This window comes from Candidatus Poribacteria bacterium, from assembly GCA_026706025.1.
In the GTDB taxonomy this organism is placed as follows: domain Bacteria; phylum Poribacteria; class WGA-4E; order WGA-4E; family WGA-3G; genus WGA-3G.
Map to the genome: position 1 here is coordinate 50,102 of JAPOZO010000088.1, position 20,648 is coordinate 70,749.

Consider the following 20,648-nt stretch of genomic DNA (forward strand, 5'->3'; position numbering starts at 1 on the left):
CTCGCAGTGAGAGAAAACCGAACTGACAACTGACAACTATTCTTCTGGTTCTGTCGCCGCGGGTGATTCCTCTGATTCCGATTCTGCAGCCGGTTCTTCGGGTGCTGCCTCTGGAATCCGGTCAATATAGGTTTTGACCTCGGCACGTTCGCGGAGTTTGCTGACCCATTCCGTCATAAGGGCTTCGCGCTTTTCACGGTCAGCCTTTCTCACCACACTCTTGTGGACATCCTCGTCCTCAAAGGGTTTTTGGTATTCATCGCGAGCCTCATCCTTACGGAACATCATGAAGTATTTCTGACCTTGGACTTCGACTGCAATAACGTCATCGTGGACTTGACCGATCTCTGCAGAGAACGCTGCATCTAAGAAAGGTTCGGTTCCCGACGGATAAGAATCACGACTGAAGTAGTCGGTATCACCAGGAGAGGATGCATTCGCGCCAGGCCCGACGAGTTCGCCTCGGTCAGAGAGTTCTTGTGCGGCCTCGGCAATGTCTTTACCGCCTTTGATTTCTGCGGAAACTTCATCAGCCCGTTCCTTATTTATGAGGGTGATACACAAAAGCTTGACTTGCGCCGGACGGACGTATTCCGCTTTGTGCGCTTCATAGTACGCCATATAATCAGCGTCAGACAAGGTGAGCTTATCGTCAACTTCTTGGGTGGTAATTCTCTTAACCATCAACTCGTGAAGATAGTCCTGAACCTTCTTGAGAATTTCCGGGTCTTCGTTGAGCTTATGGTCGCGAGCGAGATTGAGAATTAAGCGGCTCTCCGCCATAAGGAGCATGTAAGTCTCCAACCCCTCTTTGTCCGCATACTGCCGCTGTTTGTATTCTGGCAGTTCGCTAATCTCCTGCATCATTTCCTCAAGGGTGATGCGCTGTTTACCGTTCCACTCAAATTCAGCAATAACTGTTCCGTCGCCCCAACTATAAAAGACGGGATGTGTAGCAAGAATCCCGAGTAAAAGTAAAGGGACGACCGGCAGTCGAAGCTGGCAATCTATTCTACCCATGGATTGGGTAATTCTTGTGAGCATTTTCAATTCTAAACTCCTTTTCTTATCGCTATCAACCATCGGAAACCATTAGCAATCAGCAAAAAGGGTTCTCTGTAACAATTTACAGCGTCCTACGAGTACGCAAGATAGGATCTATTGTTACAGACTTACGACTTCACTGACTGCTGATGACTGATGACTGATGGCTAATTGCTACTGTTCTGACTCCTCGGTCTCCGCTTCTTCGGGTTGCGGTGGCGTTGGAATATTCTCAGGATAGGTTTTCAACTTACCTTTTTCAGAAATCTCGTTGACCCATGCATTGATACGCTCGCGTTTCTTTGTACGCTCAATCGTTCTTTCGACGTTGCTTTTGACCTCGTCAAATTCCTGCTGGCGTTCGGGTTGATGCTCCTCTTTACGGAAGATAAGGTAAAAGGTTTCGTCGTTGACATCAGTTTCAAAGACTGCATCTGTCATTTCGCCGACTTCTTGCGCGAAAACAGCCTCAATGAATTCCGACCAGCGCGCTGAAGCAGCTTTTGTGAAGAAGTTGGTATTACCCGGATCATCTTCGTTAACACCGGGTCCGTTGGCGAATTTCCCTGCTTCAGCGAGTTCTTTCGCCATATCAACGATGTCTTTTCCTGCTTTAATAGCATCAAGCGTCTCGTTGGCGAGGTCCTCATCATCAAGCGTGATGCAGGTTGCGCGAACTTTTGCTTCCTCAACGTACTCACCGAGATTTTCCTGATAATATGCCATAAGGTCGTCAGTCGTATAGACCACCTTGGCATCAACTTCCATCTCGGTTAATTTTTCAACCATGAGTTGGTGCGTGTAGTCTTCGAGTTTCTTGACGTGTTCTGAGAGTTTATCAAACCCCTCGTCAGTCGCCCGGAGGATTTTGAGCCGTTCCTCTATCAACTCTCCAAGATATTCGGCTTTATCGGCTCGACTCTCATAGTTCTGTTGGCGGTAAATAGGAAGTTCTGCGATAGCGGCGTTCAGGTCCGCCAACGAAATTTGGTGTGTGTCGCCGTTCCACTTGTACGCTGCCACAATCACCTGGCTCTCGTCCATAACGGGAGCTGGCTCCTCATGACTATCCGATTGGACGAACTTCCAAGTCAATAGGCAGGTCATGGCGACAACTACAAAAATAGTAATCGTTCTTTTCATGTGCTAAAATTTCCTTTCGTCATAATCTGACAAATTTAGGATTTACGCAATTTTTTCCATGAGGTATCATGTTCCAAAATCGGGGTTACAAACCCCTCCTACAAAGAAACTATTACATGTCAACAAACACCTTAAGTGTTCGTTGTAATTCGGTTAACATATTCACTCCAGTCATCCCCGGCATCTGAATCTTGAGTTGTGCCGGTGGTTGCAACTGAAGGTTGCTATTTTGGTGGATTATTTCAATGAATTTCTTCACATTAATTCTCGGTTTTTGTTCGTTAAAAGTGACCTTTACCTGCTCTTTCCCCGCGACGATCGCGGTAATGCCGAGGTTTTGGCTAAATTGCTTTACACTGGCGATTTCAAGTAACATCTCAGCGGGTTCAGGGATTGCACCATAGCGGTCCTGAAGTTCCGCGCGGAGTTCTTTCAAAGCAGCGTCGTCTTTCAAACCTGCAATTTTTTTGTAGATGGAGACCTTTTGACGGCTATCAGGGACATAATCATCGGGCAGATAGGCTTCTATGGGTAGACTAATTCGTGTTTCCAGTGTCTCCTCAACCTTCTCACCTTTTAGAGCCATCACTGCTTCTTCAAGAAGTTTACAATAAAGCTCATAACCAACAGTGACGATATGTCCATGTTGCTCAGCACCGAGTATATTTCCGGTGCCGCGAATTTCCAAATCCCGGAGGGCAATCTTAAAACCTGAACCGAGGTCAGTGAATTCCTCAATAACGCGAAGCCGTTTTTGCGCGCCTTCAGTAATGGATCGCTCCCGTGGATAGAATAGATACCCATAAGCCTGAGCATCGGCACGTCCGACGCGACCACGTAACTGATAGAGTTGCGCTAAACCGAGCGCATCCGCCCGATTAATCAAGATCGTGTTAACGTTCGGGATATCCAGTCCTGATTCAATAATCATTGTACAAACGAGTATATCGTGTTTGTGGCGGACAAACTCAAGCATAACAGATTCTAATTCACGTTCTGGCATCTGCCCGTGTGCGACTGCAATACGTGCATCCGGCACGAGTTCCTGAAGCGTTATGGCAATATTCTGAATATCTTGAACACGGTTATGGACGAAAAAGACCTGACCGTCACGTGCTAATTCTGTTGTGATCGCTTCTCGAATGACCTCCCTATCGTAAGGCATCACATACGTCTGAATCGGCAATCGATCTGCTGGTGGCGTATTGATGACACTGAAATCCCGGATGCCGACAAGCGACATGTGGAGTGTCCGCGGGATCGGTGTCGCTGTCAGTGTAAGCACATCAATAGTCTCTTTAAATTGTTTGATTTTCTCCTTATGCTTAACACCAAAGCGATGCTCTTCATCAACGATGAGAAGCCCAAGATTTTGAAATTTTACTGTCTTGGAGAGTAGGCTATGTGTCCCAATAACAACATCAACAGTGCCTGCCGCCAATTTTTCCTTAATCTGTTTCATCTCTTTCGGTGTGCGAAACCGGTTTAGCATCTCAATATTGATAGGAAAAGACTGAAACCGTTTCTCAAAGGTGTCATAGTGTTGCAGTGCAAGAATTGTTGTTGGCACGAGAATTGCTGCCTGTTTTTCTGCCATAACGGCTTTGAAAGCAGCGCGTAAGGCGACCTCTGTCTTTCCATATCCAACGTCTCCACAGACAAGCCTATCCATCGGGCGCTCATCTTCCATATCAGCTTTAACGTCCTCAATCGCCTGAAGTTGGTCATCGGTCTCCTGATAGGGGAAGAGCGCCTCAAATTCGGTTTGCCACGGCACCTCAGCGGGAAAACTGTACCCTTTTCGAGCTTGCCGAAGTGCGTATAAGTTGAGCAATTCATCCGCCATCTGTTCAATCGATTCTTTAACTCGCCCCTTTCGTCGATGCCATGCTGTTCCACCGAGCCGATCCACGCGAGGTTTATGCGCGTTGTCTTTGCTCCCAATATATTTCTGAACGAGGTCCACTTGGTAGGTAGGCACATAGAGGATATTGCTATCACTGTATTTAAGAATTAGAAAATCTTGTGATTTGCCATCAATTGCCAACCGGCGTATCCCGTCATAGATAGCAATACCGTGGGAAACGTGGACAACATAATCTCCGACTTTTAGATCAATCAGACTAAGAATCGGTGTGCCATCTGTAGGCGGACGGCGTCGAATGGGACGGTGTTGGCGATTTCCGAAGAGCTCGTCTTCAGAAATAACCATGAGATCTAACGCTTCGTTGAGAAATCCCTCACTGATTGCCCCGACACTGATGTCAATATCTGGTGGAAATAAGTCACGCTCGGCTAAGATCTCAGTTACGCGTTTTAACTGCTGCGGCGTTTCGCAAAAAAGATGTATCCGTCTCCCCGCAACTACCCATGTCTTAACCTGATTGATAATCGTTTGATAGTTGCCAGATGGGAGGGCGAGCGGTTTCATCTCAAAATGCAGGGGTGCCAATTGACTCTCGGTAACTTCACGCGGTGGTGCCAAAGATGATGAGATGACGGGATACCTCTCTAATTGCGTGCTAAGCGTTTCAACGGCGGCTAAGAGCGTATCCGGTGGTACCATGAGGCTGGATTTATCAATCTTCTTTTCATACAATTCCTGTGTCCGTTCGTGCATTTGTGAGGCTTCGCGCTGTTGCCACTGTGGTTCTATCAAACAGACAATTGTATCATCGGCCAGATAGTCCGTCAGCAATTCGGTTTCTGGGACAAGCATCGGTAAAAACGCCTCTATTGCATCATTGAGAGGACAGTCTTGAAGCGGATATTGAGATGTTGCTTTTGTCAAGTGCTGTGTTACTTCCCGGACAGCATTTATCAGTTGCGGTGTGGGTTGTGCCTGAATGAGCGAATCCGTTTGGGCGCGCCAATGTTCAACGGATATATCCTCGGAAAGCACTTCTCGCAGCGGGGTCAGGCTCACCGATTGAATCGATGCCGTTGAACGTTGCGATATCGGGTCGAAGGTGCGGATGGTATCAATTTCATCCCCGAAAAATTCAATTCGGACCGGGGTATCGGTTGTAAGCGGATAAACATCAAGGATGTCTCCTCTGCGTGCAAACTCGCCTTTGACCTCCACGAGTTCAACGCTCTGGTATCCGCCGCGCATAAGCATTGCTGCGACATCGTCGGGATCTATCTCGTCCCCAAGATTAAGGACACGACAAGCGTCGGCAAAATGCTGTCGAGGCGGAAGTTTGTAAAGCATCGCTTGGCTTGTGGTTACGACAATGCTCCGTTCTTTCTGCAACAGGCGTTCGAGACACCGCATCCGGTCTGTGACGATGTTTTTAGGAGGCGCGATGCCATCAAAAATTTTGCGGTGCCAACTCGGGAAAAAATGAATACCAGATTCTGGAGTCGGGGTGGGTGTCGTTTCTAAAGTCGGATACGCCCGGTATGTACAGATTTCCGCCATCACCTGTTCGGCTTCACGTTGTGAAGGAAGGAGAATTAAAAAAGATTTCTTCGGGAAATCGTCAATGAGCGTTGCAAGGAGATACGCAGTCGATGCGTTTGCCAATCCTCTAAGCCAAGGGAGTTTCTTGCCATCTTTGAGGCGCGCCACCAACGTTTGGTAATTTTCTGTTTCACGTAAAAGTTCTATCACTACAATTTCCTTGACAAGTCACCGGCGGTATCGCGGGTACAAGATGTTTGTTTTAAGTCCTAATCCGCCAACTCAACATCCGTTAAAGTGGCTTTTATCGCGCCTATTTTGCTTTCTGTCTCAATTTTGACAGGTAACCGTCGTTCATCATCTGTAATCCAGAAGCGACCGCCTTCTGATGTTCGTAACACAATTGTTCTAACATTGCCCAATTTTTTATTTTTAACGAACGCTTTGCGTTCAACAGTGAGTGTGGCTTTCAGTACCTTTCCTTTAACGAGCAGCGGGAAGAAATAGGTTTCGCCGAGCACAAGTTGCTTAGAACGTAGAAAGTAGATAAGCGAGAGTTCATCTTGGGTGCCGGGCGGTATTTCCAGTACCTTTGCCTCGCGCTTTTGTGGTGCCTCTCGTTTTGGACGCGAGACTCTTTCATAGTCCGCCTCACCATCACGGAAATCAATTTTGACTGTAATAAGATGTTTTCGATCCTGTACATGGTTCTGGAAACGGACAGGTGAAAGTGTTGTCGGATTAAAGTGCGTTTCCTGCTCGCTTCGGAATTTATAGGGTCTGAAAAGGGCGCGGGTTTTCATTTTCGATTGGATACGATATACATCTCCACCCTTCAGTGCTTCTTCTTTGACAATCCAGTCTGTCCGTTCTCCGGCTGGTAATCTTTTCCAACTGATACTATAGGTTAACTTTTCGCCGACACGTAGCGGGTTCGGGATGATGTTCCCTTCCCCAACAAGAAACACGGAATTACCGCTTAAGGCGATGTTCCCGACGAAGAGCAGTGCAAAGATGAGATATTTTGCATAACGCACATTTTTGTCCTCGCAATTGGCGTTGAAATAATACGTCTTCTACGACAGTTTTAGAATCTATGGGTGAAAACCAGAGATTGAAGACCATTACCTGTTTGTTGCACCTGAAGCGAAAATCTTCGATTATTATACGCTTCAGCGGTCTTAGGGGCATCAAGGATATTCCAGATGTGGATCCCGATGCCTGTTGCGAGGAAAATACCGCTGAAAAACACATGATTTCTCATGCGAGCCTGCCCTTGTTCATGTGTTAAAAATCTGTCAGTCCGATCGTCTTGGAATCCAGTCTCAAATACGCTTTGTTCGTTGTAATGCAGGGCGCGAGCGATGTTATATCCAGCAAGCGCGAAAGTGCCTAACTCGACGGTTAGGAACAGTGTCGCTTTTGTGTAATTACCAGCATAAGCCTGTCCCAATCCGGGCATAAAAGCGGATAGCCGTCGCGCTTTTTGAAGATCAAGTTCAGGGTAGTACCGCTCTGGATGCGACCGAAACAGTGAATAATCCGGTTCCGTTTCAGGTGCGTCCATATAACCCGGCACAAACGGTAGAAGAGGTTTCTGGTTCTCAGTGTCGGATTGTGTATCCGCAGCGGTGTCCGTTGCAACCGATGAAGTTTCGGCGGTTGCGCTGACAATTCCAATGCTGAGAAAGAGTAAGAATGTAAAAAATATGTATGATAGAGGCAACAGCAATGTCGCCCCTCCATCTTTTCTCATAAGGTCCACTCCTTATCACGGACGTTTGAGAGAGGGTGCCAATTGTATATTTCCTGGATCGGTCTGGTATGCCCAATCGAAAACGACTGCATCCTCATAAAGTTCACGCACGTGAATCTTTGCAAAGTTATTATCTGGTGTATTGATGGCATAGACATGCCCCTCAATGAGTTCAACAAATAACTCTACATATCCATCTTTCGGTACTATATCTACGGCATCAAGGTTTTCGTGGTACCCCAAATCTTGCATGAACGTTCCATTGTCAGAGTAGAGGTAAGTAGCGTTGCGTTCAGCATCAAACGCAAAATAGACATCCGTTGCAGCGGTGTCCCAATGCAGACTCCCCTTTTCCGGTCGCGAGAAATCAAAACCACTTCTTTCTGGGAAAATATTATAATCATCAAGCGTGACATTTCGTCCTTCTGGGCGCGGCGTATCCCAAGCGTCCTCGGGGCTGAGTTCACTTTCATTTTCGTGAATGTCATAAGCGGAGACGGCGTAATAGTAGGTTTCCCCGTTTCGGACAGTTCTATCTACATAACGGGTTGTGCTTTCTGATACGTCTGCCAGGCTATCAAAATTGGTGCCGTCTCGCCCGCGCCACACCTCATAGCCTGCTAAGTCATATTCACCGTTAGGGTACCACTCAATGATAACCTGTTCGTCGCCTGTGATAGTCCTGACGCCGCGTGGCACAGCCGGCGGTTCATTATCTCTATCGTCACTGGCATCAATATAACATCCACTGATACCACCAAATATTAGCGCGACTAAGAGCAGCGTGAGAATCTTGTTGATTTTGGATAACATGTTTCTATATCCTCCAGAGTTTATGTTTGAACTCTGTAACGGATATATCCACAAATACGTTGACAGGTTCTCATTAAATATTATCACAAAAGCCTTGAGAATGCAAGACAAAATTTTTTTAGAGGCAGTCAGTGGTCAACCATCAGCAATCAGAATTCGGTTTTCAGAATAATTCTGGCGCACAAACGGACTTATAAGGTTTCCACTGACAAGGGGTTTCGTGAGAATTGAATGGTTCTGGACCGTCCTGCAGGGCTATTTAGTTTCCTTTTTTTAGTCTGATTTTGGACCCCTAGACCCGGTAGGTGCGTGTTTCTAACCGCACCGGATCTTTAAAAGAAGATACGAAATCGGATAATTTCTTAAAACTAAATGATCCTGGACCGTCCTGTGTCCACAATTGACATCTGGGCGCAATTGTGATACGATGTAAAAAACAGATAAAATCGTATAAGGAGCAACAATGAAAACCCTTCTCATCATGCGACACGCAAAATCCAGTTGGAACTACCCTGAACTCTCTGACTATAATCGACCGCTCAATGCACGCGGCAAACGAGATGCACCACGCATGGGGAAATACCTGCGTCAAAAAGGATTGATTCCTGACCGGATTCTCACCTCATCGGCAAAGCGGGCGCGAAAAACAGCCAATAAAGTGGCAAAATCGTGCGGTTACACGCGGAAAGTGAAAAAGTTGGACGCGTTTTATGATACTGTTACCGGGGTCTACTTTGAAACACTACAAGCAGTGTCGGACAAACATCAACGCGTCATGGTAGTCGGACATAACCCAACAATGGAACAACTTGTGAGTCACCTGACTGGAGAAATAAAACGGATGCCGACAGCGGCACTTGCACACATTGAACTTCCTATTCAAAGTTGGGAAACACTTGATCTCTATACAAAAGGAACATTGGTCAACTTATGGACTCCCAAAACACTTTTTTCCGATTGAGTCGGCTATTGATAGCATCAATATTTATCCCACTTTCGAGTGCTTGCGTCCTATTCAGAACGGCATCGGCTGAGATTCCTGTTTCGACTGCTGTAGATGGACAATTCCTCCCGTGGGTTGTAGACGATGGTGACGGTGGGGTCGTGGTTATGTGGGAAGATTACCGAACCGGTAAGGATTGGGATGTTTACGCGCAGCGCGTTGATAGCACAGGAAAAACGCGTTGGGCAGAAAATGGTGTAGCGATATGCAAGGCAGATAGAAATCAACGTCGGTTACGGATGGTTCGACACGATAGACACGCAATTGTTCTATGGAACGACAGACGCGACAGAAGCAATTGGGATATCTATGCCCAAGCCATTAATCTCAATGGCGAGATTCTGTGGCAAACAGATGGGGTTCCTGTCTGTGTAAATACGGCGGATCAATCCACGCAGACAATTATGAGCGATGGCGAAGGTGGTGCTATCTGCGTCTGGGAAGATGAACGTCGGAGCTCTGAATTTCAAGACCTCTATATCCAACGGATCACTGCTGCAGGCGAACCGATGTGGGAACCTGACGGCATCCCTGTTTTTCCGTCGGAATCTCTACAGAGCGATCCTATTCTGGTTGCCGATGACATGGGCGGATTCTATGTCGTTTGGTGGGACGTTATCGGTTATGACACGTGGCATATTATGGCGTATCGGCTGAGTTTAGAGGCGAAGCCGTTATGGGATGCACCGCTTCTCATCTCTCCAACAGACGGCATGCAAGGGGAACCCCGTGTCATCCCCGATGGTGAAGGGGGCATTATCGTCTTATGGCAGGTGTACGAAAATTTTATCAACGATCAACTCTACGCACAGCGAGTTTCTGCTGACCGCAAGAAATTGTGGCAGGAGACAGGTGTTCCTATCTGCACAACCGAAGGTATCCAGAAACACGCCTCAACTATCGGTGATGGTAACGGTGGGTTCATCGTCGTCTGGAGAGATGAGCGCGATATCTATTCTGACCTCTATATGCAACGCGTCCGCGCAGATGGCACACCGGTCTGGGAGCCAGAGGGTATCGCCCTTTGCACTGCGGGTGGACATCAGGACAAGCCGTCTATCGTTAAAACCGAGAACGGACAATTTTTTGTAGCATGGTTGGATTATCGAGAAGACTTCGGCGAGGAGAGCAGCAACGCTATCTACGGACAACTCATTGATTTAGAAGGTAAACTGTTGTGGGATAAAGACGGCGTGGCCATCTCTACAAGCCAAGGGGAACACTATCCTCCGTTTGTCGTATCTGTTGAAAATGGAAAATGGATGGTCGTCTGGAGCAACACGCAGGAAGACAACGGAGACATTTATCTTCAGCAGTTTTAGAGGGTTCGTTTTCCATTATTTCAACCACGCAAAAATAACGGCAGCAATCGCGACGACGATAGCCATCCAAGATTTTATATCCGTCCAGCATTCGCCCCGTCCTTCAAGCTTCCCGCGGCCCCATGCCATGCCTTGCTCAAGCGGTGAGAGTCTATTTTCAATAGACGACATCCGGTCATTAATCTTCGAGAATTGATCTAACAAGAGTTATTCAAACTTTTCTTGATTCATTTTTTCGCGTGTTTTGCTGACCTTGTGGCGTGGTCGTAGAGACCACTCCTGCATGTGCGGGTTCTTGGCATAGAACAAGTTGAAAAGATGCCTACATTGGAATATTGCAGTATCAACAAGAATATTATCGTATTTTTTTTTTGGCTGTGTCAAGCCTTTTCCGTTTTCATTTCCGCACCGGACATCGCTGCCCAAGCACAGCGGAAGTAGAATAATTATTCCTGCAGTTTCAAATCGCCCCACTTCGTCGTCAGCTTACCGGCTGCGGACACGTATCCCCTCATACGAACTGTCGCTAACTGCTCACGAACGCCTGCATGTGAGATGTCCTCTATTTGGTAGTAATAGACGACATTTGGTTTAGCAGTGGTATCCGTCCATGTGTAGGTTTGTCTTTCACTTGTTGTGCCTGCGCCTTGAATTAATTTACGGTTGACAATCTTGAATTCGCCGTTCTTTGTTTCACTGCGCAAAATGTTGAACCCGGCATTGTCTAATTCTGATTCGGTCGTCCATTTGAGAATAACGCCAGCCTCTGTGCGTTCTGCCTGGAAATAGGATAAGGTAACAGGTAATGGCTCATTGATGTTTTTGAGAAATATTTTGACCCTAGGATTTTTTCTTAATAAGGCGAAGAGCGGGTCACGGTTCTTAATCGGGTTTGCCATAAGGTTTAAAAATTCAAGATTTATTAATCCTGTGAGAGGACGGACATCACTAATTCGATTAATCCCGAGTGCTAACATTCGTAATTTCTTCAGTTCTGTGAGTGGACTTATATCACTAATTTGATTCTGCACAAGTCCTAACCAGTGTAAATCTTTCAACCCCGTGAGTGGACTTATATCGCCAATTTGATTTTCCGCAAGTCCTAATAATTGTAATTTCTTCAGTTCTGTGAGTGGACTTATATCACTAATTTGATTTTTTGAGATATCTAACGATTGTAAATGCTCTAGCTCGGCAAGCGGACTTATATCATCAATTTGATTCAGCCTGAGATCTAACGATTGTAGTTGCCTCAGCTCTGCGAGAGGATCTATATCACTAATTTGATTATGTACAATGCCTAACCCTTGTAATTTCTTTAGTTCTGCGAGTGGACGGACATCGCTAAGCCTGTTTTCATGCATATTTAAGGTTTTCAATTGTGTCAAAGCTGCGAGAGGTGTTATATCCGTGACTGGAATTTTATTAACCCTTAGATGTTCAAGATGGCCCAAGCCCGCGAGCGGACTTATATCACTAATTTGAATGTTTGTAAGATCTAAGTATTCCAAATTTGTCAAAGCTGCGAGAGATGTTATGTTCCTGACTGGATTATCCCGAACGACTAATGATATTAACTCGCTCAATACTTCAAGGGGTGTAATGTCCCTGATTAAATTTTCACTAATGTGTAACTCCTCTAATTGTGTCAACTCCGTAACTGACTGGATATGACTGATTTTATTTTCTCTGAGATATAACTGCTTTAATTCTTTCATTGTTGAAAGCGGCGTTATATCGTGGATTTGATTGCGTCCTAATGCTAACCAACGTAGACGTATTGCATGTTCAAGACCTGTAAGGTTTGTTATTTGACGTTCAGGGACACCAAAGTGTGTTAACCTTAGCATATCTATTTGGGTGATGATATCACTGGGAGACAAGCCAAGGGCTTCTCGTACTGCTGATGCTAAATTGGGGTCGGGGAAAAGAATTTCTTCGGGTTGCGGTAACAAATCGGTAATGTTAATAGGAAATGAATGCCCTGTAAAGTTTCCATTCACATCCATAACTCGCAGTGCTACGGTATTACCATCTATCAAGTCGGTAGTTACAAATTTAATAGTAGCCCTTTGACCATCTAACTGCTTACAAGCGATTACACTTGGATAATCACCGAATGGTCTAAACAACTGTGCTTGGTGGAGTCCATCAGGGTCGGTCACCTCGAATTGCAGCCGGATAGCATGCGGTGGTGCTGCAAGGCTTGGTGTAAGCATTTGGACGCTTGTGTTTTCATTGATAGGCTCTTGACTCGGGTTAAAGTAGCGATGAACATCCAGCCATTCGGCAGCACAAAAAGACGTAATCATCCAATCTCTGGCTGGTGCTAGTCTGGTATAAATCCGTTTAGCATAGACGCGGCTATCATGCTGCAATCCAAAGGCATGCCCAAGCTCATGGATAGCGGCGTGGAAGTTGGCGGCAGGAATAAGTACCGTTCCACTACGACTATTTCCGCCCCCGTAACCCAATATCACATTTTCACTATGCTCATTAGTAGTGCCATCAAGGTACTGGTTACTGCTATCTAGTACAAGAAAATAGATATTCTTTGAAATATCAAACTGTTCTACAATTTCGCTCCAGACAATTCCGGATCCAATAGCAGGATTCTGATAATATGCGTCGTCGTATTGTCCGTTAACATGATGTACAAGAGCATTCCCGTTTTCATCTGCCTCAAATTTAAAAGTTTTTCTGTTGAACCCGTGTGCCTCCATCTGGTCAGCGTAAAATTGCTGGGCATCTTTTATCAACACATCCAGTTTTGCGTTTATCTTTGGATCAGGTTGGCGGTCATTCGGGATAAAGTATATGAGCCGTACCACGTATTCGGGCGGTGCGTCTTGGGCAAAACCGTTTGGCAAAAACGCGAGTATGAGAAAAATGAATAGTGTAATCGTGAGATATAGTGTTTTCATTGTTCTTCGTTTTGGATTTTTAATATTCTTTTAAGATTCTCGCCGCATCTCAATCAGATGCGCGCCTTCAAGTCCCAAACGCACATCCTCATCGTAACTCGCTACAACGACTTGGTGTTCTTCGGCAAGTTGACAGATAAAATCTACCATTAACGCCTTTCGTTCACCATCTAAATGAAGGGTAGGATCATCAAATACGAAGAAACCGGGGTTACCCAAAACTTTGGCGAGGGCAACTTTGAAACAGAGGTATAGGAACATCTTCTCGCTACCACTGAGCAACATCAAACTCCGATCTGTACCATCTATATTGAGCGAAGGCAGGAGGTGCTCGCGCTGCAAGTCAACGCGCGTTTGTCCCCCGCTCCCGCGAGAACCAGAAAAGAGTTGCATCTTGTCGAGCCAGTGATGCAGTTCGTCTTCAGCAGGCTTAAGGATTTGCCGTTGGAGTGCCTCAATGGTCTTGTCAATGCCAGTGCAGGCGAGTTCTAAACTCAGGAGGGTCTTTTCAACCTTCGCCGCGTCTCTGTTGACGCGTTGGAGGGCACCGAGTCTATCTAAACGGACGGCTTCCTCCTGTTTGAGCTTGCCGAGTCGTTCACGCTCGTTATCAATTTGGGATTTCAATTGTGATTTGTCAACCGTTGCGAGGGTATCCGAAGGTATCTGTTCACTCTGTTGGACACCCCTCTCATTCAACCGCAATGTCAGCGCGTCAAGTTCAGTCTGAATCTTATCAATGCCCTCCGCGCGTTGTTGAAATTGCGTTGAAAGTGCTTGCAAAGTCTGGAGGCGTTGTTCAAGTTCACGCCGACTCTTTAGATTCTCAGTTTCCGTCTCTAACGATTGTTTGTGTGTTTCCAACTCAGCAGTGCGTTGCGATTTCTCTTCCGCTTTTTCATCAATAATCCGTTGCACGACTTCTCGTTCAACCTGCTGATAACAGGTCGGACAGTGCTGTTCGTCACTCTCAATGAGTGTTCGGAGCGTGTTGCACACGTTTGCCAACGCTGCGATTTCAGATTCAAGGCGACCGGTCTGTTGCATCAACTCATCCCGTTTCGCTTCCAATCCAGCGGCTTCTTGAATCGCAGTTTCGATTGCCGTCATCATCTCTCGGAGATGTGCGATATCGTTAAAACCGCTCAAGGCTTCATCTTGCTGATGTTTGAGGGTCGTCAACTGTTTCTGTAAACGGATCTGATGCTGCACCCACTCCGCGATGAGTGCCGAATCACCGGTCTCGGCACCATAAGCGGTTTCCAAGTCTTTCAACTTTGCTTCAATCTTTGCGATCTCAGCCTCATTCACATTCTGTGCGTTGAATCGTAGGCTATTCTGATGTGCGCGGATTCTGCCCTGCTCACGTTTAGCGATGCGCCGCGTGTCAATGAACCGCTGTCGGACCTCTATTAACCTATCAATACCGAGGAGTGTATGGAGAATATCGCGTCGCGTGGCAGATTGACGTGCAAGAAATTCAAAAATCTCACCCTCCCTGAGGAAGGTCGTGAGCGCGAGTTGCTCGTGCATGATTCCAAATCGCTCCTGCAACATCGCTTCCGTTGGTCTAATACGCTTATCATCGAAAAGTACGTGCCATGCGCCATTCTTTTCAGAACGCAGCAGCGTCCGTCTCCCCGTTGCGCGGTAGAGTTGATAACGTTCACTATTTGCGATGAATTGGAGTCCGGCTGTACCGCTATAGGCTTTAGCGTTCTTTATCGCTGAGGCATCAACGCGCGGCACAATCGGTTTCCCAGTCAGTGTAAAAAAAATAGCATTGACAAGCGTGCTTTTCCCACTGAAATTGGGACCAAAGATGAGGTTGATACCGTCATGAAGATCAAAATCCTGCTCTTGGAAGCAGCCGAAAGTCTTCAGGCGTATCCGCTCGAGCAGCATATTAGTTGCCCCTTTTCTCGTGGATAAGATCATAAAGCATTTGGGCTCTGACCTTTTCGCGTCCGTTTTTTAGCGTGAATTCAAACGCGTTCACAATCGCTTCAAGTTCAGCGGGACCTAAGGTACTATACTTCTCCTCACGCCGAAGGAGGTCCTCAATTTCTTTTCTGTAGATATTCAGTGTTTCATTTTCAAGGGAGATGTCCATATCAATGTCTCTGTAATACTGATCAAAATTGTGAACGGCACGCGGAGCGTGCCTACTACTTTTAAATCTTGGATTTGATCTGCATCAAGCGTTCGGCAGCTTCGGCAAGGATGTCATCTGCCATGCTAAACATAAATCTGAACTTTGTCCTGCCGAGATGTGAACGGCTGTAGAAACTGGAACCGGGGACACCACCGACCCCAATTTCCTTTACTAACCAATGCGCAAAGGTTGTATCATCGGGGAATCCGAAATCGGTAATGTCTGTCATAATATAATATGCCCCCTCCGGTTGATGGCAGAGGAACCCAGCTTCTGTGAGGTCATTCACAAGACGTTTGCGATTCTTATCATATTTCGCTACCAAATCTTCATGGTAACTTGGTGGCAGATTGAGGGCGACGACCCCAGCACGCTGAAGCGGATGCGGCGCGCCGACGGTGAGGAAATCGTGCATTTTGCGGATCGCATCGGTTAAAATCTCCGGTGCGATGACATAGCCCAACCGCCATCCTGTCATAGAATACGCCTTGCTCAAGCCTGATACAGTAATCGTCCGATCCCGCATCTGTGGCAGGGAACCGATGCTGATATGTGGCTTTTCATCGTAGATCATGTGTTCGTAGATTTCATCCGTAATCGCGAGGCAGTCATACGCACAGCAGAGGTCCGCAATCTCTTGCAGTTCGTCAAGCGTAAACACTTTGCCGAGGGGGTTGTTTGGGGTATTTATGACAATCGCTTTTGTGTTAGCAGAGAAAGCATTTTGGAGTTCGGCAGGATCATAAGCAAAGTGGACGGTACCGTCAGGTGCTGATGTCTCTTGCAATGCGACATAGATCGGCTTGGCACCAGAAATGATCGTATCCGGCCCGTAGTTTTCATAAAAGGGTTCAAAGATGATAATCTCGTCGCCAGCGTTGATGATTGCGAGAAGCGAGGAAAGCATGCCTTCAGTTGAACCGCAGGTGACAGTAACGTTTTTATTCGGATCTGTCGGGATGTCGTTAAACGTCGTCATCTTCTGGGCGATTGCTTCTCGAAACGACGGGGCACCCCATGTAATGCTATACTGATTATATCCTTCTTGGATTGCCTCAATTGCAGCGGCTTTGACTTCGGGCGGCGGTTGATACGCTGGCGTGCCTTGGGAGAGGTTAATGGCATTGTAGCGCAGACAAAGCTGCGTCATACCACGGATGACGGATTCACTGAAACGGGTGGATTTGTCTGAGAGTTTAGATTGGAGAGAAATTTTCAAGGTCCTCTTTATGTCAAGGGATAAATAATACGTTAATCTCCGGTTTTATAACTCAAAATGATACCGTCGTCTAACGGAATATCAACAGAATGTAGTGCTGGTGTGTTAAAGACGAATTCGACATAGTCCGGCATTTCGTCGCGCATCGTTATGGTATCATCAGCAACAATTAAACCCCCCGAACGGATGTTCGGCAACACCAATTCCAGATAGCGTCGGTATTCCTCTTTCTCCGCGTCAAGGAACACCAAGTCAAAGGTTGCGTTGCATTTCGGGATTTCGTCAAGTGCGTTTCCGACGCGTATCTCAACGATGCTGTCCAATCCGACTTCCCGAAGGTGCGCTTGTGCCTCAGCTGCCCGCGCCGGATCAAACTCCAGCGTGATGAGCCTACCGCCTGTCTCTTTCAAGGCTGCGGCGAGCCAGATTGCAGAATAACCGTTACTTGTCCCGACTTCAAGAACGTTTTGTGCCTGAATGGATTGGGTAAGAATAGCGAGAAATTGCCCGTTTTCGGGCGCGATATTGGTATACTGTTTCGCGGTTTTTTCGAGCCGTTTTAAAACGGGTTCGTATTGTTCCATAGTGTTTCAGGACTTAACGATAAGGAGAGAGGCGACAAAAATTGCCGCCTCATTTGCGTTATTCAGTTAGCGAAGTTTCTTAATTTTGCCCCAAGACGTGGCGAGTTTGTCCTTCGGATTAACAGCCAAAAACTCGTCAGCCCCCATCTCCATGCTCTGTTCCATTTCATCATCAGAGAGGGCACGGTTCCAGAGACGCACCTCGTCAACTATACCGGGCCAGGCTTCACCAGACCATGTACCGATCTGAATTTGGCTCGTAGCCCCTGCAGGGGCTACAGGATTATTAGAATCCTGCTCGTGCGTTACCTTGCCATCCACGTAAATTTTTACCTTACCTTTGTTGTCCGACGTGTGCGTATAGGAAAGGTAATACCATTTACCGGTATCCAGACCCGTTTTGTTATCGTTAATGTCTAAGAACCCACCACCGGCACCGTTTGTCCAAACCTTGATGCCGTTTGCGGGATTCATCCCGTAGCCGAATCCGATGTGTCTTCCACCGCCACCCATCCGGGTCCCGAAAACAATAGCGTGTGCACTCGGCAGTCGGTTGAGATTAATCCACGAGGCTTGTGTGATTTCATCTTCAATGTGAAAAGCACCGTCGTCTTCAATTGCGACAAAATCGCTGGATGCGCTAAATTCGAGTGCTTTCCCAAATTTGCCATCAACCCATTTTGCGCCGCCGTTGAGCTCACCTTCAAAACCGTTTTCTGAGAAATCTTCGGTTGCTTTACCGTTCCCTTCGTCAAGTGGCATGTACAGGACAAGCCCTTCGAGCAAATCGGCAGCCGCAAAAGTGGTGCATACCGACACAAGGAACAAGATTAGAAATAGTTGTTTCATAAGTTGCCTCCATAGAGATCGTAATTAGTTACGTACAATATTACCACAAATCAGGCGAGTTGTCAAGATTTCGGTATTATAACCCAAGTTGCCACTTTGTAGCATAGGCTGTTAGCCTGTGGCTCTTTGCGCCGAAAATGGTAGGAAACACGCCAAGTTTTCGCAAAAATGACCGCTTTTCACTGAAAAACGGTGTGCGTGCGTCTAAAATCATAAAGGTAGCAAGTTGGGTTATTATAGGAAAAATGTATCTATTGGAACAGCTGCCAACTTCTGCCCGGTAGATCCGCACGAAACACCTCTACATTTCCACGGTCTGCCATCGTGACATAGCAGGTGCGTCCATCTGAACCCCCGAAAGCGATATTCGTGCAGAGCTTCCCTGTTAACGGCACTTCCAGTAAAACTTCGCCCGCGGGTGAAAGTTTTGCGACTGTCCCTTTGCCGTGCCGAGTGATATAGAGATTGCCTTCAATATCGCACCGCATCCCGTCCATATTGAAATCAGGGAACTGAATCAGCAACCGTTTGTTGCTAATTTCTCCTTCTGGTGAGAGATCGTAAGCCCAGACGTTGCGCTGTGCAGATTCATTGACATAGAGCATCTTTTCATCTGGACTCACCTCAATGCCGTTTGTGGTACCCATGTCCGCTTCCAGTAGCGTCACCTTTCCGTCTGTATCCACGCGCCAGATTTGTCCGGTAGATGCCCCCCAATTTGGGTCGCTCGCATAGAGAATATCGTTTGCACCGATAGCGAGATCGTTGGGTTGATTCATTGTCGGTTCGTGTGCGTGGACGCTGATTTCCCGCGTATCCATATCCACTTTGAGGACATTGTGGTTAGTATAATCAGCAATAAACATGAAACCTTCGCTGTTGAAACGGATGCCATTGCCGATACTATCCGTTGGTAGTTCAACGAAAACGCTTTCATTCCCATCAGGTGTTACCTTACCGATGGTGTGCTGTCTCTCGTAGTTGACCGCATATAGGTTGCCTGCTGTGTCACAGGCGGGTCCCTCAATACCGGATGTAAACCCGTTGACAGGTGTAAACTCTTGAGCGATAAAAAGTTCTTCGTTCATCATTTAACTCCTTGAATTTAGTTCACTGTGCAAAGCACGAATACACCGGTATAAGCATGTGCGAAGTTACGTCCGCCGATGGGTGCAAACTCCGAATTCCCAAAGAATCCGATAACGGGTAATCCGGGAAACTTTTCTTGGATAACACTGATGTCGTGATTCGCAGTGCCATAAAGCCCTTTGCCACGTCCCAAGCAGTTAAAGTAGAGTCCAAAGGCAGGAGGCTGCTCTCGGGTTTTCTCAGCCAATTTCGCTACGATTACCTGAATCTCTTCAGCAGCTGCAAGCGGGTTGCGCAGATGGAACTGCACCAACTGCCCTACTTTTACCTCCTCGGATATAGCGATGGCGGCGTGTTGCTCATTAATACCAACCAAATTGCGTATTAGAAAATCACCACGGGTCGGATTTTTGTTCGTATCATCCATTGCAATCCCGACGAAAACCGTGCCGCCTGACCGGCGAATGTCCTCCTGCGTTAGCAGTTGTAATGCCCCTTTAAAGTTTTCCAATGCGGGTTCACCGTCCAACTCAAAGATGACGTGTCCGTCGGCTTTTGTGACCTCACGCGGTTTGCCAACAGGTTGACAGCCTTGCGCGACACCAATCTCCGTGCTAAAATTTCCCGTTAAAAGGAGCCCCGTAACACCGCCTTCCGTTGCTTGTGTACCCTGCCAGTGATACATCTCCGCACCGGCTGCATCTCCTGAAACCGCAGCACCGACAACAGGGAGCGTCGCACCGTCGCCACCGATATGCGCTACGAGTTCCGCCGGATTCACAGCGCGAATATCTGGGAAAATCACCAGCAGCGAACCATCACGCAGCTCTGTTTGAATACTTTCCTGTATCTGTTCACCTACTTCGGATGCTGTGCCTTGGGCAGCAAAAGACACTGCAGAAAGTTGTTCCCCTCGGAGCACCATCACGGCAATAGCCGGGTCTTCTTCAAATTCACCGGCAGAAGTTAAGACGCTCATCCCCGTACACCCGATGAGTTCCTCACAACTGGAGTTGGTGAGAACCGCTTGATATAACTGTTCATATTCCGTTTGATAGTTAATAGTCGCAAATACGATGGCGATGTCGGCTTTAGCGATACCAGCGTTCCCCATTGCCATGCGTGTCGCCCGTTCCGCTGCTTCCGCAGTGGAGAGATCATGTGAATGTCCCACACCTACATGAATCATTTTTTCTCACCCACCTTTTTCTTTAATGATACAACACCTACGATAAAACGTCAACAAATAGCTTTAAATGAAAAAAAGATGCATGAAAATAGGGCATGTGATATACTAAATTATTGAACTTATTTTCGATGGGTTGAACAATTAACGATACA

17 protein-coding genes are annotated in these 20,648 nt (G+C 46.9%); 2 read left to right on the forward strand and 15 right to left on the reverse strand.

All coding sequences use genetic code 11. The features are described from left to right. Window positions 1-36 precede the first annotated feature (36 nt). The 6 genes from OXH00_22415 to OXH00_22440 all read right to left on the reverse strand — a co-directional run bounded on the left by OXH00_22415 (window position 37) and on the right by OXH00_22440 (window position 8,162). On the reverse strand, window positions 37-1,044 hold the full coding sequence (locus OXH00_22415) for a peptidyl-prolyl cis-trans isomerase (GenBank protein ID MCY3743779.1): 1,008 nt from the start codon (window positions 1,042-1,044) through the stop codon (window positions 37-39). A 174-nt stretch (window positions 1,045-1,218) separates the two neighbouring features. Next, window positions 1,219-2,187 carry a peptidyl-prolyl cis-trans isomerase gene (locus OXH00_22420; GenBank protein MCY3743780.1) on the reverse strand — a complete coding sequence of 323 codons (969 nt, stop codon included), beginning with the start codon at window positions 2,185-2,187 and terminating at the stop codon, window positions 1,219-1,221. Between the two features lie 112 nt (window positions 2,188-2,299). Beyond that, complete coding sequence (gene mfd / locus OXH00_22425; protein ID MCY3743781.1) at window positions 2,300-5,803, reverse strand: transcription-repair coupling factor; 3,504 nt, start codon at window positions 5,801-5,803, stop codon at window positions 2,300-2,302. A gap of 59 nt (window positions 5,804-5,862) precedes the next feature. After that, window positions 5,863-6,630 (reverse strand): DUF3108 domain-containing protein, encoded by a 768-nt coding sequence (locus OXH00_22430; GenBank protein ID MCY3743782.1) that lies wholly within the window; start codon window positions 6,628-6,630, stop codon window positions 5,863-5,865. A 50-nt stretch (window positions 6,631-6,680) separates the two neighbouring features. Beyond that, window positions 6,681-7,349, reverse strand: coding sequence for a hypothetical protein (locus OXH00_22435; protein ID MCY3743783.1), 669 nt, complete (start codon window positions 7,347-7,349; stop codon window positions 6,681-6,683). 15 nt (window positions 7,350-7,364) lie between these two features. After that, window positions 7,365-8,162: a hypothetical protein gene (locus tag OXH00_22440; protein ID MCY3743784.1), complete on the reverse strand. Its 798-nt coding sequence runs from the start codon at window positions 8,160-8,162 to the stop codon at window positions 7,365-7,367. A 463-nt stretch (window positions 8,163-8,625) separates the two neighbouring features. Here OXH00_22440 and OXH00_22445 point away from each other — a divergent pair, with 463 nt between their 5' ends. Together OXH00_22445 and OXH00_22450 are read left to right on the forward strand one after the other, a co-directional pair. Continuing rightward, a complete protein-coding gene (locus OXH00_22445) occupies window positions 8,626-9,123 on the forward strand; it encodes a histidine phosphatase family protein (GenBank protein ID MCY3743785.1) in 498 nt (165 codons plus the stop codon). Continuing rightward, window positions 9,093-10,487 carry a hypothetical protein gene (locus tag OXH00_22450; protein ID MCY3743786.1) on the forward strand — a complete coding sequence of 465 codons (1,395 nt, stop codon included), beginning with the start codon at window positions 9,093-9,095 and terminating at the stop codon, window positions 10,485-10,487. Before OXH00_22445 ends, OXH00_22450 begins: the two co-directional genes overlap by 31 nt. A 15-nt stretch (window positions 10,488-10,502) precedes the next feature. Here OXH00_22450 and OXH00_22455 read toward each other — a convergent pair whose 3' ends face one another. The 9 genes from OXH00_22455 to OXH00_22495 all read right to left on the reverse strand — a co-directional run bounded on the left by OXH00_22455 (window position 10,503) and on the right by OXH00_22495 (window position 20,496). Continuing rightward, the gene (locus tag OXH00_22455; protein MCY3743787.1) at window positions 10,503-10,691 is read right to left on the reverse strand and encodes a hypothetical protein; all 189 of its coding nucleotides are present in this window, start codon (window positions 10,689-10,691) and stop codon (window positions 10,503-10,505) included. 242 nt (window positions 10,692-10,933) lie between these two features. Next, window positions 10,934-13,411, reverse strand: coding sequence for a leucine-rich repeat domain-containing protein (locus OXH00_22460; GenBank protein ID MCY3743788.1), 2,478 nt, complete (start codon window positions 13,409-13,411; stop codon window positions 10,934-10,936). 30 nt (window positions 13,412-13,441) lie between these two features. After that, window positions 13,442-15,316, reverse strand: coding sequence for an AAA family ATPase (locus OXH00_22465; protein ID MCY3743789.1), 1,875 nt, complete (start codon window positions 15,314-15,316; stop codon window positions 13,442-13,444). Window position 15,317: 1 nt separating this feature from the next. Continuing rightward, window positions 15,318-15,524, reverse strand: a complete 207-nt coding sequence (locus tag OXH00_22470) for a hypothetical protein (protein ID MCY3743790.1) — start codon at window positions 15,522-15,524, stop codon at window positions 15,318-15,320. A 61-nt stretch (window positions 15,525-15,585) separates the two neighbouring features. Next, window positions 15,586-16,785: an aminotransferase class I/II-fold pyridoxal phosphate-dependent enzyme gene (locus OXH00_22475; protein MCY3743791.1), complete on the reverse strand. Its 1,200-nt coding sequence runs from the start codon at window positions 16,783-16,785 to the stop codon at window positions 15,586-15,588. Between the two features lie 32 nt (window positions 16,786-16,817). Then, window positions 16,818-17,369, reverse strand: coding sequence for an O-methyltransferase (locus tag OXH00_22480; protein MCY3743792.1), 552 nt, complete (start codon window positions 17,367-17,369; stop codon window positions 16,818-16,820). Between the two features lie 66 nt (window positions 17,370-17,435). Then, entirely contained in the window at window positions 17,436-18,218 is a 783-nt protein-coding gene (locus OXH00_22485) for a LamG domain-containing protein (GenBank protein ID MCY3743793.1), read from the reverse strand. 251 nt (window positions 18,219-18,469) lie between these two features. Next, window positions 18,470-19,306 (reverse strand): SMP-30/gluconolactonase/LRE family protein, encoded by an 837-nt coding sequence (locus OXH00_22490; protein MCY3743794.1) that lies wholly within the window; start codon window positions 19,304-19,306, stop codon window positions 18,470-18,472. A gap of 17 nt (window positions 19,307-19,323) precedes the next feature. Continuing rightward, window positions 19,324-20,496, reverse strand: a complete 1,173-nt coding sequence (locus OXH00_22495) for an FIST C-terminal domain-containing protein (GenBank protein ID MCY3743795.1) — start codon at window positions 20,494-20,496, stop codon at window positions 19,324-19,326. Window positions 20,497-20,648: the final 152 nt, after the last annotated feature.

What these genes read in the sequence shown, in the direction of transcription:
- OXH00_22415 (MCY3743779.1), bottom strand. Translation starts at nt 1,044, where the DNA reads ATGCTCACAAGAATTACCCAATCCATGGGTAGAATAGATTGCCAGCTT.
- OXH00_22420 (MCY3743780.1), bottom strand. Translation starts at nt 2,187, where the DNA reads ATGAAAAGAACGATTACTATTTTTGTAGTTGTCGCCATGACCTGCCTA.
- OXH00_22435 (MCY3743783.1), bottom strand. Translation starts at nt 7,349, where the DNA reads ATGAGAAAAGATGGAGGGGCGACATTGCTGTTGCCTCTATCATACATA.
- OXH00_22440 (MCY3743784.1), bottom strand. Translation starts at nt 8,162, where the DNA reads ATGTTATCCAAAATCAACAAGATTCTCACGCTGCTCTTAGTCGCGCTA.
- OXH00_22445 (MCY3743785.1), top strand. Translation starts at nt 8,626, where the DNA reads ATGAAAACCCTTCTCATCATGCGACACGCAAAATCCAGTTGGAACTAC.
- OXH00_22450 (MCY3743786.1), top strand. Translation starts at nt 9,093, where the DNA reads ATGGACTCCCAAAACACTTTTTTCCGATTGAGTCGGCTATTGATAGCA.
- OXH00_22460 (MCY3743788.1), bottom strand. Translation starts at nt 13,411, where the DNA reads ATGAAAACACTATATCTCACGATTACACTATTCATTTTTCTCATACTC.
- OXH00_22465 (MCY3743789.1), bottom strand. Translation starts at nt 15,316, where the DNA reads ATGCTGCTCGAGCGGATACGCCTGAAGACTTTCGGCTGCTTCCAAGAG.
- OXH00_22470 (MCY3743790.1), bottom strand. Translation starts at nt 15,524, where the DNA reads ATGGACATCTCCCTTGAAAATGAAACACTGAATATCTACAGAAAAGAA.
- OXH00_22480 (MCY3743792.1), bottom strand. Translation starts at nt 17,369, where the DNA reads ATGGAACAATACGAACCCGTTTTAAAACGGCTCGAAAAAACCGCGAAA.
- OXH00_22485 (MCY3743793.1), bottom strand. Translation starts at nt 18,218, where the DNA reads ATGAAACAACTATTTCTAATCTTGTTCCTTGTGTCGGTATGCACCACT.
- OXH00_22490 (MCY3743794.1), bottom strand. Translation starts at nt 19,306, where the DNA reads ATGAACGAAGAACTTTTTATCGCTCAAGAGTTTACACCTGTCAACGGG.
- OXH00_22495 (MCY3743795.1), bottom strand. Translation starts at nt 20,496, where the DNA reads ATGATTCATGTAGGTGTGGGACATTCACATGATCTCTCCACTGCGGAA.